This window comes from Pedobacter sp. KH_004 (genome assembly GCF_057840755.1).
Genome location: NZ_CM174519.1, coordinates 906,370 through 925,729 on the forward strand (window position 1 = coordinate 906,370; position 19,360 = coordinate 925,729).

Below are 19,360 nucleotides of genomic sequence, written 5' to 3' on the forward strand. Positions count from 1 at the left end.
ATTGTAAAGTGAAGCTGTGTGATTGAAGAGGATCCTCTATCAACGACTGATTAATCACTCGCTTGGTCTGATCTGGACGGTGGTCAACAGCGGACGCACTCCGGTAATATCAAAAGAGGTCCAAAATTGTCTTTGAACTGGAAATTCACTAACACAACAGAGATTCAACGTAACATTAAGCTAAATATCAATCATTGAAAATACGGAAAGAAATGTGGTCGGACCCGAGCAGAATTTAGTGCTCAGCGTAATGTTTGGCTGCTTCAGATCAGATTTTGAGCACTTCGTCGAATTGCTGAGGGCGGCAATTCAATGAGCAATTACATTTGCAGAATACCTAGAAGGTGAACATGTATTAAAAATAAGCTGCTCTGCTGGAGTATTCCGGTAACCCGCGAACAAAATCACATGACCACGGGACAGGCTTTTGAAATTCGTTTTTAATGTCGAATAGCCATCAACCTCTCCAGGCTTATGTATTTCAATAACCCTTATAAATAACCATTGCCTTATGAAAAAAGTAAAAATCCTTACTGCAACCGTTGCAACCTGTTTTATTTTATTTTACGGATGCAGAAAAACAGCTGAACAGCCCACTGTCCCTGATTTAGCTGAAGTCGAACCGGGTCCCTGCACTACACCCCCTCTACGCCTCTGGCTTTTTGAGCAATTTGTGAAATGGGGAAAGGAACCTGCACTGATCGCCGCAAGTGAGGAGCTCCAAATGTCGAACATGGCTAATTTTTATGCCATACATTTTGAAAATAATCCCGATAGCCAGTATTTTGGAGTGGATGGAGAATATACCAACCAGGTCAATAAAACATCTGTAGAACTGAAACGCTTTTGGAATACCCCTTCGATAAAAGTTATCAACGTTGCCGCTCACGGTTCGATGATGCAGGACAGGAGCAAAGTTTTAAAAATGTATAAGCAGGTATTCGGCTACACCGATAGTAAAGCCAATCAATACGCCGATTCGATAGCGATTTTATTTAAAACCTATCCGCAGTTTGTTAAAGGAGATCACCCCGCTTTTACTTTTAATCAATTTGCAATCCCTGATACAACTGTTGCCAATGTTGGCCCGATTCCCGCCAAAATAATTATCGGGGACGGACTATTGAAGGGATTCGACGTTCTTGGGTATGGAGAAAATGCACCGCAGGCAATTTTGGCCCATGAGTTTGGGCACCAACTTCAATATGATTTGGGGATTCTGAAAACAGGAATGAAACTCGTTCCGAAAACATCGCGACGGATCGAATTGATGGCAGATGCATATGCCGCCTATTTTTTATCTCACGCCCGGGGAGCAGCAATGAAGCTAAAGGATGTGCAACAGGTAGCTGAGGTATTTTTTAATACCGGTGATTGCGATTTTACAGTTGATTCGCATCACGGTACCCCTGATCAGCGCAAAGCGGCCACGCAGTGGGGACATAACCTCGCCAAAGACAGCCATAAATACCCTAATATTTTATCAGCCGGCAGGTTTGCAAAACTCTTTGACCAGGCATTAACCGATATCATCAAAAAATAATGCTATTTATGTTTTATATGTGCTGCACTAAAGTGCCCATAACCCGGTAACGGTCTAAAAATTCAATCCAACGCTACTGTATTTATGCTAATTCAACGGCCTGCAGTAGTGTTGGTTTGATCAATCCCAGCCCAGACGATCAACGGGGTAGTCTGCAGATCATTTGATTTAACGTGCTTATCGTAACTTCAAGCCCTTTTTTTTATTCCTTGATCCGCCTGATAAAAACTTTTTCCTTTGCCCCTTGAAAATCCTGTCATTGAAGGAGATTATAAATGCTAATATTGGCAATCTTCGAGATTGACCCCTTTATGTGCATTTTTATCTTTAATGATGTACGGAAAGTTCCGGATGCTTTAATGCCCTCAGCAGACTAAGCAAATGGCAGATTTCCTGACATAGAGTCTTTGTTAGAATTTAAGCAACGAAGTCAACCGTACGATTTCAGCTTTAAGAAGGACCGATTTATAATCGTTTTTGATGCAACATGTCGAAAGAGGTTTTAATAGCTGATCAATAAGACCATACGTTGAAGGTAATAGTTGAATTAGAAATAATAATAGATTTTAGTCTACGTTGTTTTTCGACCTACATCATCTTAAACTTTTTCCGGATAATTGAACTTTGTTACGTTCAGCGACGTGGACAACTATTATGCAAATAAAATCAGATAGCTAAAACTTATATATTACTCATGGACAATTACAAGATACCACCTCAGACCCGTATAGGTCATGTACATTTAAAAGTCAGTAACTTACAACGATCCCTTGAGTTCTATTGCGGCCTATTGGGCTTCGAACTCGTAAATACCTATGGCGAGGAAGCTGCGTTCATTTCCGCAGGGGGTTACCATCATCATATCGGATTAAATACCTGGCACAGCAAAGCCAGCGGTCCTGCACCACTAAACGCCCCTGGTTTGTATCATACCGCTATCCTTTATCCTCAGAGAAAAGATCTGGCAGATATTTTCCGTAAAATAATAAAAGCGAAGTACCCGATTACAGGTGCTTCAGACCATGGCGTATCAGAAGCAATTTACTTAGACGATCCCGACAAAAATGGTGTTGAGCTCTATTGGGATCGTCCACGGGAGATGTGGTTGGACAGCCACGGTAAAGTCAATATGTACAGTAAGCCCCTTGACCTGGAAAGTTTACTTGAGTTTTAGTTTTGGTGGTTTGTCAGGCCATGCACTTGGGTTTTATCCCTTTAATGAGGTCTGCTCGCTGCAGCGCAAGCATCAAAGTTGCGAGATCCCGCTAGTTTTCGATCTTCCCGTTTCACGCCGTGAAGTTCCCACCATCCGGTATATCCGTTTTCAAACTCATCAGCCCATTATTTGGAGATCTTTTGCTTTTTAGTAAGAATCACAAGTGTTCCGGATATATTGGTAGCAGGAAGGCTAACCTGCAGATGTCCGGGATAAGGATGGATAACTTTTACCGGTTTACTGTTGAAAAAGGCCTGATATTTATAGGCAGGATTTAGGCACACCAATAAGCTGCGTATATGCGCAGGAGTAGAATCATCAAAACTAATCTGCGCCTGGTAACTGGAAAATGCTTTGTTGAAAACGCTTTTCCTTATGACGATTTCAAATCCGGTAGTGACCGCTCCTATTTTATAAGCAGCGTTGTACCAGCTGATAAGGGGTGTGGAAAGACCTGAAAACTGGTGCCACCCTGCGCCACGTCCGCTTTGAGATAGATAGTGTTCGAACGTATAATAGGAGTTGTCCGTTTCCTTTTTAAATACCTCCAGTCCGGTCTGTACAATTTTCATAGCAAGTTCAGGCCGGCCCAAATCAAGCATAGTTTTCCATATAAACCACTGGTGTGGCATCCACACCGCCCCGTTCCAGTACCCATCTTTAAGATAATACGGCGCTGATTGATCTACCACGCCCATACCATAGTCTGTCCACATATGGTTAGAGGAGAAAAGTTTTTCGATCAAAACAGACTGCTGCTTAGGGCTGCAGATTCCGGCGATGATCGGGTAGGCACCATCCATGCCCATATTGAACTCGCTACCGTCCCGATCTCTGAAGGATCCTGTCGGCATACCTGAGCTGTTATGTTTGACATAGCTGAAATAGCCACTGGTTTCATTCCAGCTATATATCTGGAGACCCTCAGAGAACGTTTTAATGTCTTTGTCATATCGTTTAATATCAGCCGTATGTCCGGTCATTTTTGCTACCATACGCAGTATTTTTGCAAAGCGAATGCAATGGGCTGTTGTAATAACGGGCGCTACCGAAGATTCGAGCCTTTGCGCATGCACGCCCATCTGCGCAGGGTAATCATCCCATCCGCCAGAATTATAAAAATAATCCCAGGTAGCCAGCATTCCGGATTTAAACTTATTGGTCGATGAACTGCCAAGCCTCCCTGCAAGAAAAAGATAGTACTGCTTGAGCCTCGGATAAAAATAATCTCTAAGTTGTACAGACTGCGTTTTGTTCAGTAAATCCAAAAAAGCGTAAACCTGAACAGGTACAGGAGAGCCATGATGAATGAATGCGGACTGACTTCCCACTTCCGTCGTATAAGCGTTAATACATTCTATTGCGCGGTCGATATCTGACTCGTTTAATCCCATCGCTATGAATCCCGAATCCCAGGTATAAAGGCTGTTCCACCATTTACCCGGGGTATAATGACGAATGTATTTTCTTTGGGTGTAAATGGGATAGACTATGTTATGCTGCAATGCAGCCTGAATCATGTTCTGGCTAAAGACGTACTGATTTCCAGATGGGAGATAGGAAGAAGCTGAACTGTCCACATCCGCATCGGATTTTATTAAACCTAGCTTGTCAAGGCTTATTTCAGTGCCCCTAAAATCGGGCTGATAGGTGATCAGACAACGGAGGTTTTTTTCGGTTTCAGGTGCTAAAACAATAGGTCTGATGAAAATATTTTCGTAATGCCCCAGGCTGTTCCCCCGGAGAATACTATCTACATGGTTATGCACGACCTTGCGAAAATAAACATCCAGTTCATCGTTGCGGATTTCACGGATCTTAAACGGTGCATCCTCCCAGGTGATGCCATAATACCCTGCTACATCTCGGTATTTTAAAATAACCTGACGCTTTTTGGGCATGGCCTTTATTTCCGGAATGACCGATTTGTCGTTATCTACCAGTAAGAAATCAGCGCTTTCGTGCTCGGAGAATAACATACCATTAATTTCAATGCCTTCACCTTTAAGCGATTTCAGGTCCAGGACAGAACCTGTTGCAGCCTCGAAAGCTAGCGCTATGGAATTTATCTTCCCAGTGCCTTTCAGCAGGATTTCCTTTTTGCTTCCCGAAGCAACTAATCTTGCGATCGCCCCAGGTGCACCAGTAAAAAATATCCTTACAAATCCTTTCTTTATTTGAGCGGGGATAGGATAGGTCACCTGATTTCCTATGGTTTGAACAAATCTTTTTCCAAGAGCTGAACCATCGATGAATGCTTCACTTCTCATCTCCCCGCCCATTAATCCATCAGTAACCAGATTGTCCTTGGGCTGTGAATCAGTATAATATATATTTTTGTAGTCTACTGCATTTACCCAATAGCTTTCCACAGGTTTTTTGAGTTTCTGCCTAGGCCAAAGATCAGGGTAATTTATATTGCCAAGTAAGTTAAGGGCGACGCTTTGTGGAAGCTGGGTTTTGTTTACGCATTTTATGTTAGCCAGAACTCTGTTTTTATCCAGCACCTGATACCTGACCTCTACATATACCTGGTCTTTCCATTCCAGTTGATAACGGTAGCTATATATGCCTAACCTTGAATCAGCATTCCAGGGAAAGTATCCGGATTCAAAATTCACATTTGGAATCAGAACCTTATTGCGGTAATAGCCCGGTGCGACAAAGAAATCAAAGCGCATGCCCGATGTGATATCCGGAATATGGGATATGCCAGCATATTTTTTTGAATAGGGTCCCCAGTCTCCAAGGTGTATGTCATGGGATCGGTTGAGAGATTCCAGCACTGGATATTTTACATCCTGTTGTCCGCAGGTCTGCTGAACTTGTAAAAAGATTCCTGCGAGTAAAAATAAAAATATAGATTTCATACGATAACTTTATCCTTGAACCACGGCTTTAGTAGCCCGGGCCTTGTTTTTTTTCTAAAAAGGATGACTTCGTGGACCCTAAAAAAACACATTTCCCCCGAAGCCTAACTCATTACGCTTCCAACCAGTGCGCCGTATGAATTCAACACCCTTCTTGATCAATCTGTGAATTCAATCATGCCATGCAGGCTCAGTAGGCTTGTCTCTTCCTTCTGCCAAGCATTGTTTTCACCACTATGTGTTGGGAAATACTTACGTTCTGAAATCATGAGGCATCTTTTCAGAGGACCTTTCATTTCAGGCAGTTCGGTAATTAGTGGCCAGTTTTTCTTATCCGATCCGTTCATGACCGAAAATGGATCCTTCTCAGCACAGCTGGTCTTCGAATACTTCTTCTGGGTTTCAGAGATGGCTGAGATGTTTTAATTTATCTGCGATATTAATATATTCCTGGTAACTAACCCACACAAACCACACCGATACCTTTAGCGCACAACAAAGATCGATCTCAGTGTGGTCTATTCCAGGTAATCAATTGTTTTTCGGTAGCTCATTCAACATGGCATAAATATATCAATTATACGTTGAGTTATCTGGCCGGTCAGCTGTAGAGTAGAGATTACCCCTGTGTAAATATTGGAGCAATAGGGGATAGCAAGCGCTGGAAATCACTTTTTTTCAATTTGCCAAGCAGTCCATGATCGAAAAATGATTCAAAACTTCGTTATTTTGAATCATTTTGGGTTGACTAGTTTTTACCTCCTCAATACAGGCAGACATGGATTGAATAACGCTTCTCCAGCAACCATAAGCCTTTGGTCGAGATTGTGGAAGAATCCTGTTTTAATGAGGATAGCCGCCTCAATAAAATTTTAAGAAAAAAGGGAATGAACCCAGAGGAATTTCGGCTGAAGAGTAGGGCCGGATTACCTGGGTTAAACTTTATAATCAGGCTATCTGATTCGTGTCTGATCAACATACCCTTGCATCAATAGCGTTGAAAATTAAACACAATTGTATACTGCTGTAGTGGAGACGCTTTATAATTGCAGCGCGTCGACATGATATTCGCTAGGGAAGATAAGTATCTTTAAGATATTCCTCCAGTGAAGTTGGTTTCCTGGCTAATACTTTTTCAATCGTACCATCACAAACCTCAAATTCCCCATTCTCTATAGCCTTTGCATATAGTGACCTGAATGAAATTCCATCTTCCTCTTTTCCATTTCTTTGCAATGTAGTCTCGAAAAACTCCTGATCAGCATTGATAAAAGGTATTTCATGCCCGGAGAGATCACTTAAGAAATTCGCAATATCTATAAACGAATAGGATTCTGCTCCGCTGAGCATATAGGTGACGTTGCCTTTATTTTTTTGAAGCATGATTTTAGCCATTGCTTCTCCCACATCTTCTCTTGTTACAAATGAAGACCTGCCCTGCCCACCAGGGAAGTTTATTCCATTTATTGGAAGTTGCTGACCAATAAAAAGCGGAATCGTATCGGCATATAGCCCGTTCTGAAAAATAGTATATTCAAGTCCGCTCTTTTTGATATAATCCTCGGTAAGGATATAGCTGTTACCAACTGATCCCAATTTACTATCTTTAATGTGGTGATTGAATGCCTGCCCCGCAAACCATAAATGCCTTACTCCGTGCTCGACAGCTGTATCTATTACATTTTTATGCTCGCTAAAAGCATTTGGTGTTGCAATGGGAATAAGAAGTAGACGGTCTATTCCCTGATAGGCTCTTTTAAGATTGTCATGATCGCTGAAATCTCCAACCCGGACAGTAAGGCCTGAATCTTTCCACTTTTGTGCCTTCTTTTCTTCCCTGGTATAGATCGCTATTTCTGAAGGATCGATATTTTTTAAAAGTTCTGTGATTACTATTGTGCCTAAACGGCCCGTAGCTCCAGTGATTAATAGCATACTTATAATTTTAATTTATCATTCGCTTTCTTACAGCTTATGCTGCACCAGTCCCATTCTGATCTTTATTCGCCATTTAAATTTAATAAATAAAATAGAGATCACTTCATAGAACAGGAATTTTCAGATATGTTGTAAATTTTTGACAACACCCTGATAATATACCTTTTATCGAATTTTTATCTTTACCAGGAAGTTGTTTCTTCATGACTCCATTACCGGGTTTTAATCTAAGAAGGCGGGATTTGTTTAGTCACCTGTTTACAAAGGGGTTTCTATCAAGGAAGCAGCCTTTTTCCGATTTTTTTACCATATGGTAAAAAAATAGCACCAAATAAAGACGAAATTTAAGCCCATGAAAGAATTTATTGATTACATATTGAAATTTGGAAATCTAAACAAACAACAAATAGATCTCATCATCAGTAAGGCAAAAACCATTGAACTTTCTAAAGATGAATATTTTTCGGAAGCCGGAAAGATCCCTAGATTTGTTGGGTTTATTCTTGAAGGTGTGGTTCGCTTTTGTTATTACAACAATAAAGGGGAAGATATCACCCAATACTTTATTGATGAAAATAATTTCGTCTCAGACCAGCAGAGGTTTGAAGCAGAAGTAGTTGCTTCTGAGTATATACAAGCCGTTACAGATTGTAAATTGCTTGTTTTTTCAAAGAAAGACTGGGATGAGATCGGAAATACAATTGTTGGCTGGCACAACATCACTGTTCTCATTTTGAAACACTGTCTGCTCAAGACCATAGAGCGAAGAAGCCCCCTTGTTTCAGAAAATGCCACAACACGTTATAAGTCATTTATTGAACAGTTTCCAGGCCTGGTTAACCGTGTCCCGCTTTCTTATATTGCTTCCTATCTAGGGATAACCCAACAATCATTTAGCAGAATAAGAAAAACAATCCGGTAGATTACTTTTTACCAAATGGTAAATGTTCTTTTTCATTTGATGCCAATCTTTGTGAACACAAATAAATTTTTGATATGGAAAAGAAAATTGTTTTAATTACCGGAACAAATAGTGGATTCGGATGGCTTGCGACTAAATCGTTAGCAGAGTCGGGGCATACCGTTTATGCGACAATAAGAGACACCAAAGGCAAAAACGCCGATAAAAAAAGGGAACTGGAGCAGATAGAAAATGTAACCGTACTTGATGTATCCTTAACCGATGAAGAAAGTGTGAAAAATGCTGTGGATACAGTCATAAAAAATGAAGGTAGAATCGACGTTTTGGTAAATAATGCAGGTGCAGGTATGTTTGGGGTAGCGGAAAGTGCCACCGCGGAGGATCTACAGCGTATGCTTGAGGTAAATGCTGTAGCGCCATGGAGATTAATGAAGTTGACCCTGCCTTACATGCGTAAACAGTCGGATGGATTAATTATCAATATATCGAGTGGGTGGGGGCGATTTTCAGCTCCATTTTCAGCCATCTATGCCGCCTCAAAATTTGCTTTGGAAGCACTTAGTGAAGGATTGCATTATGAAGTACGTCACCTGGGCGTGGATGTAGCAATTATCCAGCCAGGGGCCTTTCCGACAGAAATGTCCCAGAAAGTACAGTTTGGTTCCGATGCATCGGTGGCTGATGAATATAAAACGCTTGCTGATTTTCCAAATAAAATGGGCGCAGCAATTGGAAAAATGTTCGAAGCTACTGACCCCAACCCCCAGGAGGTTGCAGATGCGATAGTTAAGTTGGTTAACTTGCCAAAAGGACAGAGACCGTTGAGAACAAACGTTGATAGGGCAACCGGTCATATAGTCCAGGCAGCTAACAGTGCGGTAGAAGCTGAATATGCAAATGTATTGACCGCCTTTGGTTTGGGTGAACTCATCGAGCCGAAATAAAACATATTCAACGAAAGCCACCGGCTGGCCAAGGCCGCCAAAAAAGGTCGGGCAAGTCTTTTCAGATTTAAAATTAGCCTCTCGACAGATTGCAAAGGAAACAATGTTTTCAAATCTTGAATATAGCCAGATACCCGCTTCGTTACAGGAATAAATATCTGGCTATTTTTTTTATAGGCTTCACTAATCTTAAATAAGGTCCGCGCCTTTATAATTGAAATTAGAATCAGATTCTGGATAGATCATGTCCGTGAGACCCACGTTGTTCCGATAAGTGATTCATGTAATTATCCGGGAAGCTTACCTGCTCATTTTTTTTGGAGTAAAGCACCTTGGAAACAAAAGCTATTCAATCGTTGATGACTGATAGGAAGAATTCAAATAAAAGGTTAAAAAACAACAATCCATTTAGATCCCACAGTAACCAGTTACTTATACATTGTCTTGGATAATTTAAGGTCATTTATATCCAACAGCTGTTCTGCATTCCGGAGTGCTTCATCTGTAAAGGTTTTTTCTCTTTTCATTCTGGCTATCTCCAGCCGTTGCAGCTCATATATATTTGCCATGATCAGCTGGAACTCCTCCCGCTCATGAGCCCTTCCTGTGCATACTTCGCTCGAGGTTAGAAACTTCTGATGTCCCTCGATATCGCCTTTTAACTTTTCAGCAAATATTTTGATCAGGTTATTATTCCTTAAAGCATGCTCATGTTTTACATTAAGCTGGTGAAGGGATATGATGTCCAGCCGGAGCCTTATTCCTGCATGTTGCTCATGATCGGGAAGTATAGGGTCTATTTCGCTGATTTTGGTAGCTTTGATCATCAATGGTAATGTTAAACCCTGAAATACCAGGGTTATGAATATCAATGTGAAAGTGATGAAAATGATAAGCGACCGGTTCGGAAAAGCCTCTCCTGTTTTCAATAGAACTGGAATGGATAGCGCCGTGGACAAAGATACCACCCCACGCATGCCTGCCCAGCCAATAATCAGCAGGTGCCTCCAATCGGGTACAGGTCTCTCGCGGAATTTTTTACTGATCCAGCGGGGAATGTAGCTTGCTGAATAAACCCATAACATCCTGACAAGAATTGCGATTATACTGACGTAAACACCGTACATGATGGCCTGGGCGATGGAGATGTCTCCCAGCCCCAGGATAATTTCTGGCAACTCCAGTCCAATGAGGATAAAAACAAGAGCATTCATGACGAATATCAGGGTATGCCATACTGCAACCATATTCATCCTGGTACTGCCCGTTTTAAAAACCTCGTGTGCTCTGAATGACATGAACAAACCCCCGCTTACTACCGCCATCACCCCAGAATAATGAAAATGTTCCGCCGACAAAAACAAGATATACGGGGTCATAACCGTTAAAGCGGCATCAATGGCGGGAGTTGTCGGTAAAAAACGGTGAATAGCATACATAAGGTGTGCACCTGCCAAACCAATACCTACACCCATCAGTGAAACCAGAAAAAATTGTCCAACGGCCTGCTGAAGGGAAAATGTTCCTGTGAGTATAGCGGCAAGTGCAAAACGGAATACAATTAATGATGAGGCATCATTCACTAAACTTTCTCCTTCCAATATGGTCACCGTTCTATGGGGTACTTTGAGTCCTTTGAGCACAGTAGTTGCAGCAACTGCGTCAGGTGGAGAAATGATGCCACCCAGTAAAAAACCAAGGCTAAGGGTAAAGCCGGGAATGATCGATCCTGCGGCAAAAGCGACAACAAGGGAAGTTAAAAATACAAGTCCGAATGCCAGTAGTGCAATTGGGTATTTCCATTTTATAAATTCCTTCCAGGAGGTATACCAGGCAGCCTCGTATAATAAAGGCGGCAGAAATATTAAAAAAATGATATCCGGATCAAGCTTGAGTATGGGCATACCAGGGATAAGACCAATCGCCAAACCAGCAATCACAAGGAAAATCGGATATGCCACACCTAGTTTTCGTGCAAGCATAACCAACATCAGAACCATAAAAAGCAGTCCAAGAATTAAAAGCAGTTTTTCATGCATGGGGGAAATCGATTATCGCAGGTGAAGTTAAAATTTGAATCCTACGACAGTGGTCGCAAAGAATCCATCCTTGTGTCCGGGAATTACATCATTTAAGAAGCTTCCGGTTCTAAAATACTGTACTCCTACGTTAACATTAAGATATCTGTTCACACCCCAGGAAAGACTGGTCAGGTAGGTGGTCCCGATATACTTTTCCTCGGATCCCGATGAGGAAAGGTTAAGCGAGCCATCAGGACGATAAATGCCGTCATTTGCAGACTCGCGCCATGCCATAACGAGTTCCATGGTGACCACAATATCTGTTAGTGGGCTCCAGGCCAGGCTTGGATGCAGAGACAGCAAGTTAGCCGGTCCGGCCTGCGGGTTCATCCCGAAATATCCTCCGTTAGGATAAAGCGGACTAAAAGTTCCCAGTTTTCCATCACCCTTTTCATCATCGCCTGAAATAAAGTCACTTCTTAACTTCAGCGTCGGAAACCCCTTGACCGACCCAAACCGGTAACCCAGTTCGGAAGACCCACCCCAGGCCTTAATCCGGTCGACGCCAAATTCCCCTCGCTGTACGCCGATTTCAAAATTATAAATTAGCCCCTTGTTATTCTTCCATAGCCGGGTACCGAAGGTGTGCCTGCGTTCAGGCCTGAATCCTTCATCATATAGGAATTGGTCCCGTCTGCTGCCCAAATAGTAAAGGTCTACATTCAAAAACTTCAAAGGTGATATCGTACTGTAAATTCCCCATAAATTTGGCTTCCTAGCCCGGAGATTATCCATTACACCGGGTCTGGTTTTGCCATCTGCCATCAGAAGACCATCAATCGTTAATTTTGGTGATGAATAGGCTAGTTTAACTCCGTCAAAATAATTTCGCAGGTTGGGGCCTTCTCTAACATCTATTAAGCGGCCACTTCCATACTGCAGTTCTTGTCTGCCCAGGCGCAGATTAAGCAGCTTATCGGAAGTTTTGATAGCTGTAACATCTACAAAGAGATTTTGTATATTTAACTGGTCTTCGTCAATTGGCCGGGGGCCGTTCTTACGTCCGTTTTCCAGACCGCTTCGAAGTTGTGAAAAAAACCGAACCTTTTTTCCAATATGAAGATCCGCGTGAAGATTATATCGTTGAAGCATAAAGATATTTCTGCCAATGCCCCTTGCCCCCCAGTCTTCATTCTGAACCCTGTCCACTTCGAGTCTTGCCTCTCCGCCCAGAGAAAGGAAAGTGCTTCCGCTTGCAGATATCGGGATAAACTTTAAAGTGTTATAAAACGTTCTGGCGCTATCTTTCAGATGGGAATAGTCCTCATCATATCGCATCAGTTTGAAGTTTTGTGCTTCGCAAAACTGCCAAGAGAAGCAGAACAGCAAAATTATAAAATATCTTGTTCTCATCTTTGAAAATTGTTTTTTGATGGTATTAGGTACTTAGGGATATTAACAGTGGTTTCCTTGCTCATATGATCACTCAATGTATTCAGTGTTTAATTGTCTGGTCTAATCTCGCTGCAGTGACCGTTTTTCAGCAAAGCTTCCTGCAGTGTTTGAAACCCCTTTATTATGATGGACTGATGCTACTTCTATAATTCTCTTCCAGCTTCCGAATCATCCATCAATACGGATTTATCAGCAGGAAGAACATCGCTTCCATTACGTTGCATCCGTAGACGAATCAGGTACCGGTAAACTGTAGTGATTATTCATCGCCATTTAAGTAGATCTTCTTTTGCATTGATCTGATTGTAAAAATTAACAGCCTGCACTCAATCATTCTTCCTTCTTTTCGGGTGCTTAAGCAGAAATAAAATCAAGACAAATTTCATTTTCCACGAGGATAAGGAAGATGATCTTTAGCTAAAAAAATAGTAGGCATTTGTCGATATTATCAGGTTTCGTCCCTGCGCTGAGCGAAAAATCAAAACGCTTATAGGTTTTTGGATTACTTCCCAAAAAAAGTGAATTGACGGTGGTCTGGCCTTTCTCCTGTAGCTCAGCTCAAAATCCAGACGTGTTGGATAACCTGTTCAAGTGCCTGGGCTATGGTGTAGCTGATTGCATTGATTCAGCCGGATATCCTTGTCCCCGAAACAGACAAGCAATTTGCGAAAAACAGCTATCAGCCTTCGCAAACATCAACTTCGTTTAACAAAGGCAATGCATCAATCTGCCATTCGTTAATATGCTAATCGCTGATCGCTAGCATAAATAATTCTGATAGTCAATAATCCCGCAATCTTTATTCAAACATCAATAAGGTAATCAACTTATTATCTGCTATCGATCCCAGCACATTACTTTTTCGATGATTGCAAAATTATTTATCTTGGTGTTTTTTATAAAAAATCCTTTGCATTTTCAGCGGACGAGGTCTTGCCGATGCTGCCTCAATTTATCTTGCGCTAATGCTGGGAATAACTGCCTGCAGTTAAAAGCAGAACATTCTGCTGTAATTTTTAAGGTTCAGTGCAGTGAATAAAATTTCTGGCCTGAGCTATCTCAGACCAGAAATTATGGGCCAATCTCTACATTGCCCAAGCAACATTAGAGATCCTACCCGCACCCTATTATTTTATTCTCTGCTAACTGAAGATGATAAACGTTAGTTTGGATAACTAATAAGGTTTAAAGCAGAAACCGCTTTTCCGAATTCTGTAATCGGTGAGCCTTGTTTCAGGTCCCCTAAATCAACTCCTTCAAACCCCAGTTGCGTAATGAGTTTTCCAACAGTTTCTTTTGCAGGCTGGTGATCACCAGAATAGAAAATCACACGTTTACCATTGTTCACTGCCGGATCTGCGTCAAGCGTTGCCGCAATAAGGGTATTAAAAGATTTCACGACTGTGCTATCTGGTATTAATTCAGAAATCACGATACTTGTCGGTTTGTCTAAAGGACTGCTGTTCATGTTATTTGTGGCGTCGATGACTATTTTTCCCGAAAGCTGTTTTTTTATCTTCTCAAGTGCACCAAATGTTTGATCCCACATCACTGCAAGCACAACAAGATCTGCATTCGCGGCCTCTTCGCTCGTGCCAGCCGAGGCGAGGTCTCCTAATTCTTCAATTAGCGGTCTTAAAGATTCAACTCCTCTTGAATTCGAAAGGATAACAGGATATCCCGCAGTTACAAATTTTTTCGCAAGTGCCTTGCCAATATGGCCGGCACCAATAAATCCGATTTTCATAAATATAGTTTTTGTTTATTTAAATTAAAGAGGTGCCATCTGCACGTAACCAGAGATCATATTTTGCTCAAGCCCGGCTATGGTATTCGCGGGGTTCCTGTGGTGATTTACTCGATCATATAATCATCAATTTTTATCCGTGATTACCAGTTCTCTTTAAAACGAATATCATTAATATTCAAAATGCAGAAGATGATATTTGTAGTAAAATTACGTTGACATTTGTCTATAGTGTGCATTTTAGTATTAGAGGCATCAACGTCTGGTGTTTTTTATCGGTCATAATTCAAAACATTGATTAAACATCCGGAACATGCGCAGTAGGGATAGGTAATTGTTCGTATCTTCGCTTGTAAACTCTTTGATATTAATAAAAAAATGTGGCATATATGCATGATGCTTATATAGACTATTTGAGGACATTTAGCTCCAGACCCTTAACAGACGACGAAAAAGAATTGATAAGGCAGAACTTCACGCCGGGGAGATTGAAGAGAAAACAATATATTTTACAAGTGGGAGATGTGTGCAAAAAATTCGCATTTATTGTCAAGGGTGCGATGCGGATGTATACCGTAGATGACAAAGGGATTGAGCATATTGTCAGGCTTGGTATAGAAGACTGGTGGATGGGGGATCGGGAAAGTTGGATGAATAATACCCCCAGCAGATACCATATCGACGCTTTAGAGCGCTGCGAACTTCTTTACCTTACTTTAGATAGCGCAAAGGAACTGGAAATAAAGATTCCCGCATTTCGCCAAATGATGACCAAGCTCGACGCTCGTAACAACATGGCCAATGAACGACGGCTCACATCTGCAATAAGTCTGACTGCAGAGAAACGCTATATGGAATTTATTGAGTGTTACCCGCAGCTTGCAGTTCGCTTTCCTCAGCATATCCTTGCTTCTTACCTTGGTATAAACAAAGATACATTAAGCCGTGTAAAACGCCGATATAGATCAAAATCATAAGTATATAATCCTTATGACAGCATAAAAAGTATTTTTCGGTATATGTAAAGCGGACATGCCGGTATTTGAACATATCATTGAAGTTGATATTTCAGATGGACATATATTGATCTGGATTTTTTTACCCTCACGATTTTGGATGTTAATCGCATCTCGACCCTGAAATACTCAAATTAACTTCACGTATCCGACGAACCCCGTCGCTGGTTAGCCATCTCTGGTTTAGATTCTTTAAAATAGATTGAAAGAAGTAGATATTTATCTATTTTTTATTTATATAAATATCATCTTTCGCATGCCTTGCCATTTTGGAGATTTGTGTAGCAGCTTATCACAGTTCTCAACAGCCCAAACTGCCCGCTCGTTGAAAACAGTTGTAAACTGTGACGATTGAATTTCAAAGATATGGAAACATGCAATTACAACTTCAGAGACCTTATATGCCGCTGTAGAGCTGGACTGTGTCGCTATCCGGGCACCCCTGACAAGGCTTTCGCGAATATTTTTATCCAGAATCAGGCACCGGGCAACCATCGGTATGTAACAAGGGATCCGTTTTTTTTCAGAACGCCAAATGTCCTGGCTTTGAATCAGCTCAATCTGATAGACAATATCCAAATTTTCGACCATTTTATATTTAGGGGCGCGGAGTAATGGTGTTGGTTAGCCCGGGCAGTATTTCAAAAGTATGATACACAAAAGATATGCAAGATAAACAAGAAAATTCAGAAACATTACCCTCTTTCAGAAAGGAGTTTATAAAAGTAGCTCCGAACGTTCGCCTACATGTCACTGACATTGGTGAGGGAAAACCATTGGTATTGATCCACGGCTGGCCGCTCAGCGATGCAATGTATGAATACCAATACCAGTATTTCGTTGATCGCGGTGTAAGGGTGGTGGGGATCACCTTGCGTGGATTTGGTAAGTCAAGTAAACCCTACGGTAAATATGACTATGGCGTTTTTGCTGCCGATATCAAAGTTGTACTGGAAAAACTGGAGATCAATGACGCTGTGCTTGGCGGCTTCTCAATGGGCGGCGCCATCTCCGTTTACTTTGCCAGTCATTACAAAAATGAGCGCATCAGCAAATTAGCGCTTTTTGGTGCGGCGGCACCCATCTGGACAGTACGCCCTGACTTTCCCTTCAACCTGACACGCGAGGATGCCCAGGAGCTGATCGACCTTAGCCGTATTGACCGGCCTAAGTTGTACGAGGATTTTGGTAACCTATTTGGGATAAGCGAGAAATCTATATCATCAGGAATGGCAGCCTGGCTCGGCACCATCAACTGGGAAGCCTCGCCGTTAGCCGCGACGCAATGTCTTATCGCTTTAAAGGATGCCGATCTGAGGGCACAGCTATCGGAGATCGATATTCCGACGGTAATTTTTCACGGTCGCTATGATAAGATCTGCAATTTTCAACTCGGGGAACAATTGCATCAGGGAATTAGAGGTTCAGTTCTCATTCCCTTCGAGCAAAGCGGACATGCGCTTTTTCTTGAAGAATCAGAAAAGTTCAATCAGGAACTGGAAAAATTTATACGCTCTTAGTGTCCTGAATGCCATCATCTACCCAACGGTTGTGATCATCAGGTTTCACGGTGAAATTCAATGAAATGAACAAAAGGGCGATTTGAAGAAAGGAAAAGCTGCCCGCAATCAACCCACGTGTGATGCAATGACAAGCGTGGGTAACACTGAATGCATATATATAAACTTAAAATTAATTATGAAAAAAACTATTACAGTGCTCACTGCAGCGTTTATCAGTTTAGGATCAATGGCACAAACCAAAAACCCGTCAGCCGGTGCTGATCTGATTGTTTATCACGCTAAAATCACCACCCTTACCGCTGCGCAGCCTCAGGCTACCGCGCTAGCTGTTAGTGGCGGTAGGATCTATGCCGTTGGTAATGACGCGGAAATTCTTGCCTTCAAAGATAGCCATACCCGCCTTATTGATGCAGACGGCAGACGCCTTATTCCCGGACTCGAAGACTCCCATATGCATCCCTTGAATGAAAGGAACTTCACGCAAAAGGTTAAATGGGACGGGGTGCCGACACTAAAACGCGCCCTGGAAATGCTGACTGAACAAGCAGCCAGAACCCCGGAAGGCCAATGGGTAAAAGTAACCGGAGCCTGGTCTCCCTATCAGTTTAAGGAGAACCGTGAACCTACAATTGAAGAGTTGAATAAAGCGGTGCCAAACAAACCGCTTTGGATACAGTATGCTTACAATAGATTATGGCTGAATAAACCAGCGATGAAGTTTTTTGGAATAGGGACCCCAAAATTCAAAGCAGAACCCGGGACTGTTCTTCACAAAGACAGTAAAGGAAATTATTCAGGTGTGATCGACGCAAATACGTTCGTGTTCGTGGCGCTGGATGCAATGTTGCCCACAGCAACCCCGGAAGAGGAAGTCAGTTCGATGGAATACCTGATCCGGGATCTAAACCGATTCGGCCTCACCACCGTAATTGAGAACTCAAGCGTGGTCCCATACCCGCAGGGCCATCTGCCAATTGAAACCCTCATCAAAGCCAATAAAATGAATATCCGTTTTCCTTTTGTTGACCTTGGTTTTACATATGACCCCAACAAAAGCTGGGTAGATACCGAAATAGAGCGTGTCACCAAAATTTCGCCTATTAGCCCCGGGCAAAATCTTAATCCTAACATGGAACACGGCCATGAGTATGAGGGTACCGGTGAGGTGCTCAGTCCAGAGGTTCATGATCATGAGAATTTTGATAAGCCGGCTATCATTATCCCAAGAGAAAAAATGTATAAATATGCTGAGGAATATACTCGTAAACTAATTCAAAAACGCATTCCTTTTCGGGTCCATATGACCTATAACGAGAATTTGACACCTTTCATGGACGCATTTGAAGAAGTGGTTAAAACAACGCCGCTTGATGGAATGCGATGGGCTGTAGAACATGCAGAAACAATTAGTGATGAGAATATTGCCAGAATCAAAAAATTAGGGGGCGGTATCGCACTTGATAATAAAATGGCCTTACACGGAGAGGGCTTTGCTAAAACGTATGGTATTGAGAAAGCCCTCTACACGCCAAGATTCAGGGCACTGATGAATAGCGGCATTCCTTTATCGTTGACCACGGATGCCTTTCGCGTATCTCCAGCAAATCCCTGGACAGGCATAAGCTGGGCAGTGACCGGCAGATCGGTATCAGGAAAGGTGATCCTGGCGGAAGACAACCGCCTGACAAGGGAAGAAGCCCTTAAGCTTTACACAACCGGTGCTGCCTGGTTTGAAAACCAGGAAAGTGATAAAGGACGAATCGCTCCGGGCAATCTGGCAGACTTTGCACTTTTGAGTGAGGATTATTTTTCCGTCTCTGATGACCGGATCCAGTATCTTCAGTCTGTGTTAACCGTTGTTGGTGGGAGAGTAGTTTATGGCGCCGATAAATACAGCGAACTTTCTCCTAAACTTGGGGAAGTGCTTCCTTCATGGTCGCCAATAAAATATTTTGGAGGTTATCATTTTGAAAAATAAGCTTTGCCGCAGCGCTTTAGCCAGATAGATTGTCTTCTATTTGTATATCTTATATTTTTCCATAATCTCAACAGCAGAAGGCTGAGCCTTGAAAGTTCAATCCAACTTTTGAGGCTCAGCCTTCTGCTGTCTTTAAATAACCCGACCGAAGATGTCCAATAACTAAGTCAGCTCAATAAATTTTATT

12 protein-coding genes are annotated in these 19,360 nt (G+C 42.1%); 7 read left to right on the plus strand and 5 right to left on the minus strand.

The window, feature by feature from the left end; translation table 11 throughout:
- Positions 1–511: 511 nt before the first annotated feature.
- Together AC3ITD_RS04140 and AC3ITD_RS04145 are read left to right on the plus strand one after the other, a co-directional pair.
- Positions 512–1,543, plus strand: a complete 1,032-nt coding sequence (locus AC3ITD_RS04140; RefSeq protein ID WP_489364220.1) for a hypothetical protein — start codon at positions 512–514, stop codon at positions 1,541–1,543.
- Between the two features lie 694 nt (positions 1,544–2,237).
- Positions 2,238–2,717 (plus strand): VOC family protein, encoded by a 480-nt coding sequence (locus AC3ITD_RS04145; RefSeq protein ID WP_489364222.1) that lies wholly within the window; start codon positions 2,238–2,240, stop codon positions 2,715–2,717.
- A 167-nt stretch (positions 2,718–2,884) separates the two neighbouring features.
- Here AC3ITD_RS04145 and AC3ITD_RS04150 read toward each other — a convergent pair whose 3' ends face one another.
- Entirely contained in the window at positions 2,885–5,629 is a 2,745-nt protein-coding gene (locus tag AC3ITD_RS04150) for an MGH1-like glycoside hydrolase domain-containing protein (protein WP_489364224.1), read from the minus strand.
- A 1,071-nt stretch (positions 5,630–6,700) separates the two neighbouring features.
- Complete coding sequence (locus AC3ITD_RS04155) at positions 6,701–7,564, minus strand: NmrA family NAD(P)-binding protein (protein ID WP_489364226.1); 864 nt, start codon at positions 7,562–7,564, stop codon at positions 6,701–6,703.
- A gap of 355 nt (positions 7,565–7,919) precedes the next feature.
- On the opposite strand from AC3ITD_RS04155, the gene AC3ITD_RS04160 reads away from it, so the two are divergent.
- Positions 7,920–8,489, plus strand: coding sequence for a Crp/Fnr family transcriptional regulator (locus AC3ITD_RS04160; protein WP_489364228.1), 570 nt, complete (start codon positions 7,920–7,922; stop codon positions 8,487–8,489).
- Positions 8,490–8,563: 74 nt separating this feature from the next.
- Positions 8,564–9,433 carry an SDR family oxidoreductase gene (locus AC3ITD_RS04165; protein WP_489364230.1) on the plus strand — a complete coding sequence of 290 codons (870 nt, stop codon included), beginning with the start codon at positions 8,564–8,566 and terminating at the stop codon, positions 9,431–9,433.
- Positions 9,434–9,861: 428 nt separating this feature from the next.
- Here the strand turns inward: AC3ITD_RS04165 and AC3ITD_RS04170 are convergent, their stop codons facing one another.
- The 3 genes from AC3ITD_RS04170 to AC3ITD_RS04180 all read right to left on the minus strand — a co-directional run bounded on the left by AC3ITD_RS04170 (position 9,862) and on the right by AC3ITD_RS04180 (position 14,656).
- The gene (locus AC3ITD_RS04170) at positions 9,862–11,472 is read right to left on the minus strand and encodes a Na+/H+ antiporter (protein ID WP_489364232.1); all 1,611 of its coding nucleotides are present in this window, start codon (positions 11,470–11,472) and stop codon (positions 9,862–9,864) included.
- Between the two features lie 27 nt (positions 11,473–11,499).
- On the minus strand, positions 11,500–12,867 hold the full coding sequence (locus AC3ITD_RS04175) for an alginate export family protein (RefSeq protein ID WP_489364234.1): 1,368 nt from the start codon (positions 12,865–12,867) through the stop codon (positions 11,500–11,502).
- Between the two features lie 1,204 nt (positions 12,868–14,071).
- Positions 14,072–14,656 carry an NADPH-dependent F420 reductase gene (locus AC3ITD_RS04180; protein ID WP_489364236.1) on the minus strand — a complete coding sequence of 195 codons (585 nt, stop codon included), beginning with the start codon at positions 14,654–14,656 and terminating at the stop codon, positions 14,072–14,074.
- Between the two features lie 389 nt (positions 14,657–15,045).
- Between AC3ITD_RS04180 and AC3ITD_RS04185 the strand changes: the two genes are divergently transcribed.
- The 3 genes from AC3ITD_RS04185 (at position 15,046) to AC3ITD_RS04195 (ending at position 19,173) form a co-directional block, all read left to right on the plus strand.
- Positions 15,046–15,633, plus strand: a complete 588-nt coding sequence (locus AC3ITD_RS04185; RefSeq protein WP_489364238.1) for a Crp/Fnr family transcriptional regulator — start codon at positions 15,046–15,048, stop codon at positions 15,631–15,633.
- A 704-nt stretch (positions 15,634–16,337) separates the two neighbouring features.
- Positions 16,338–17,192 (plus strand): alpha/beta fold hydrolase, encoded by an 855-nt coding sequence (locus AC3ITD_RS04190; RefSeq protein ID WP_489364240.1) that lies wholly within the window; start codon positions 16,338–16,340, stop codon positions 17,190–17,192.
- Between the two features lie 178 nt (positions 17,193–17,370).
- Complete coding sequence (locus AC3ITD_RS04195) at positions 17,371–19,173, plus strand: amidohydrolase (protein ID WP_489364242.1); 1,803 nt, start codon at positions 17,371–17,373, stop codon at positions 19,171–19,173.
- Positions 19,174–19,360 lie beyond the last annotated feature (187 nt).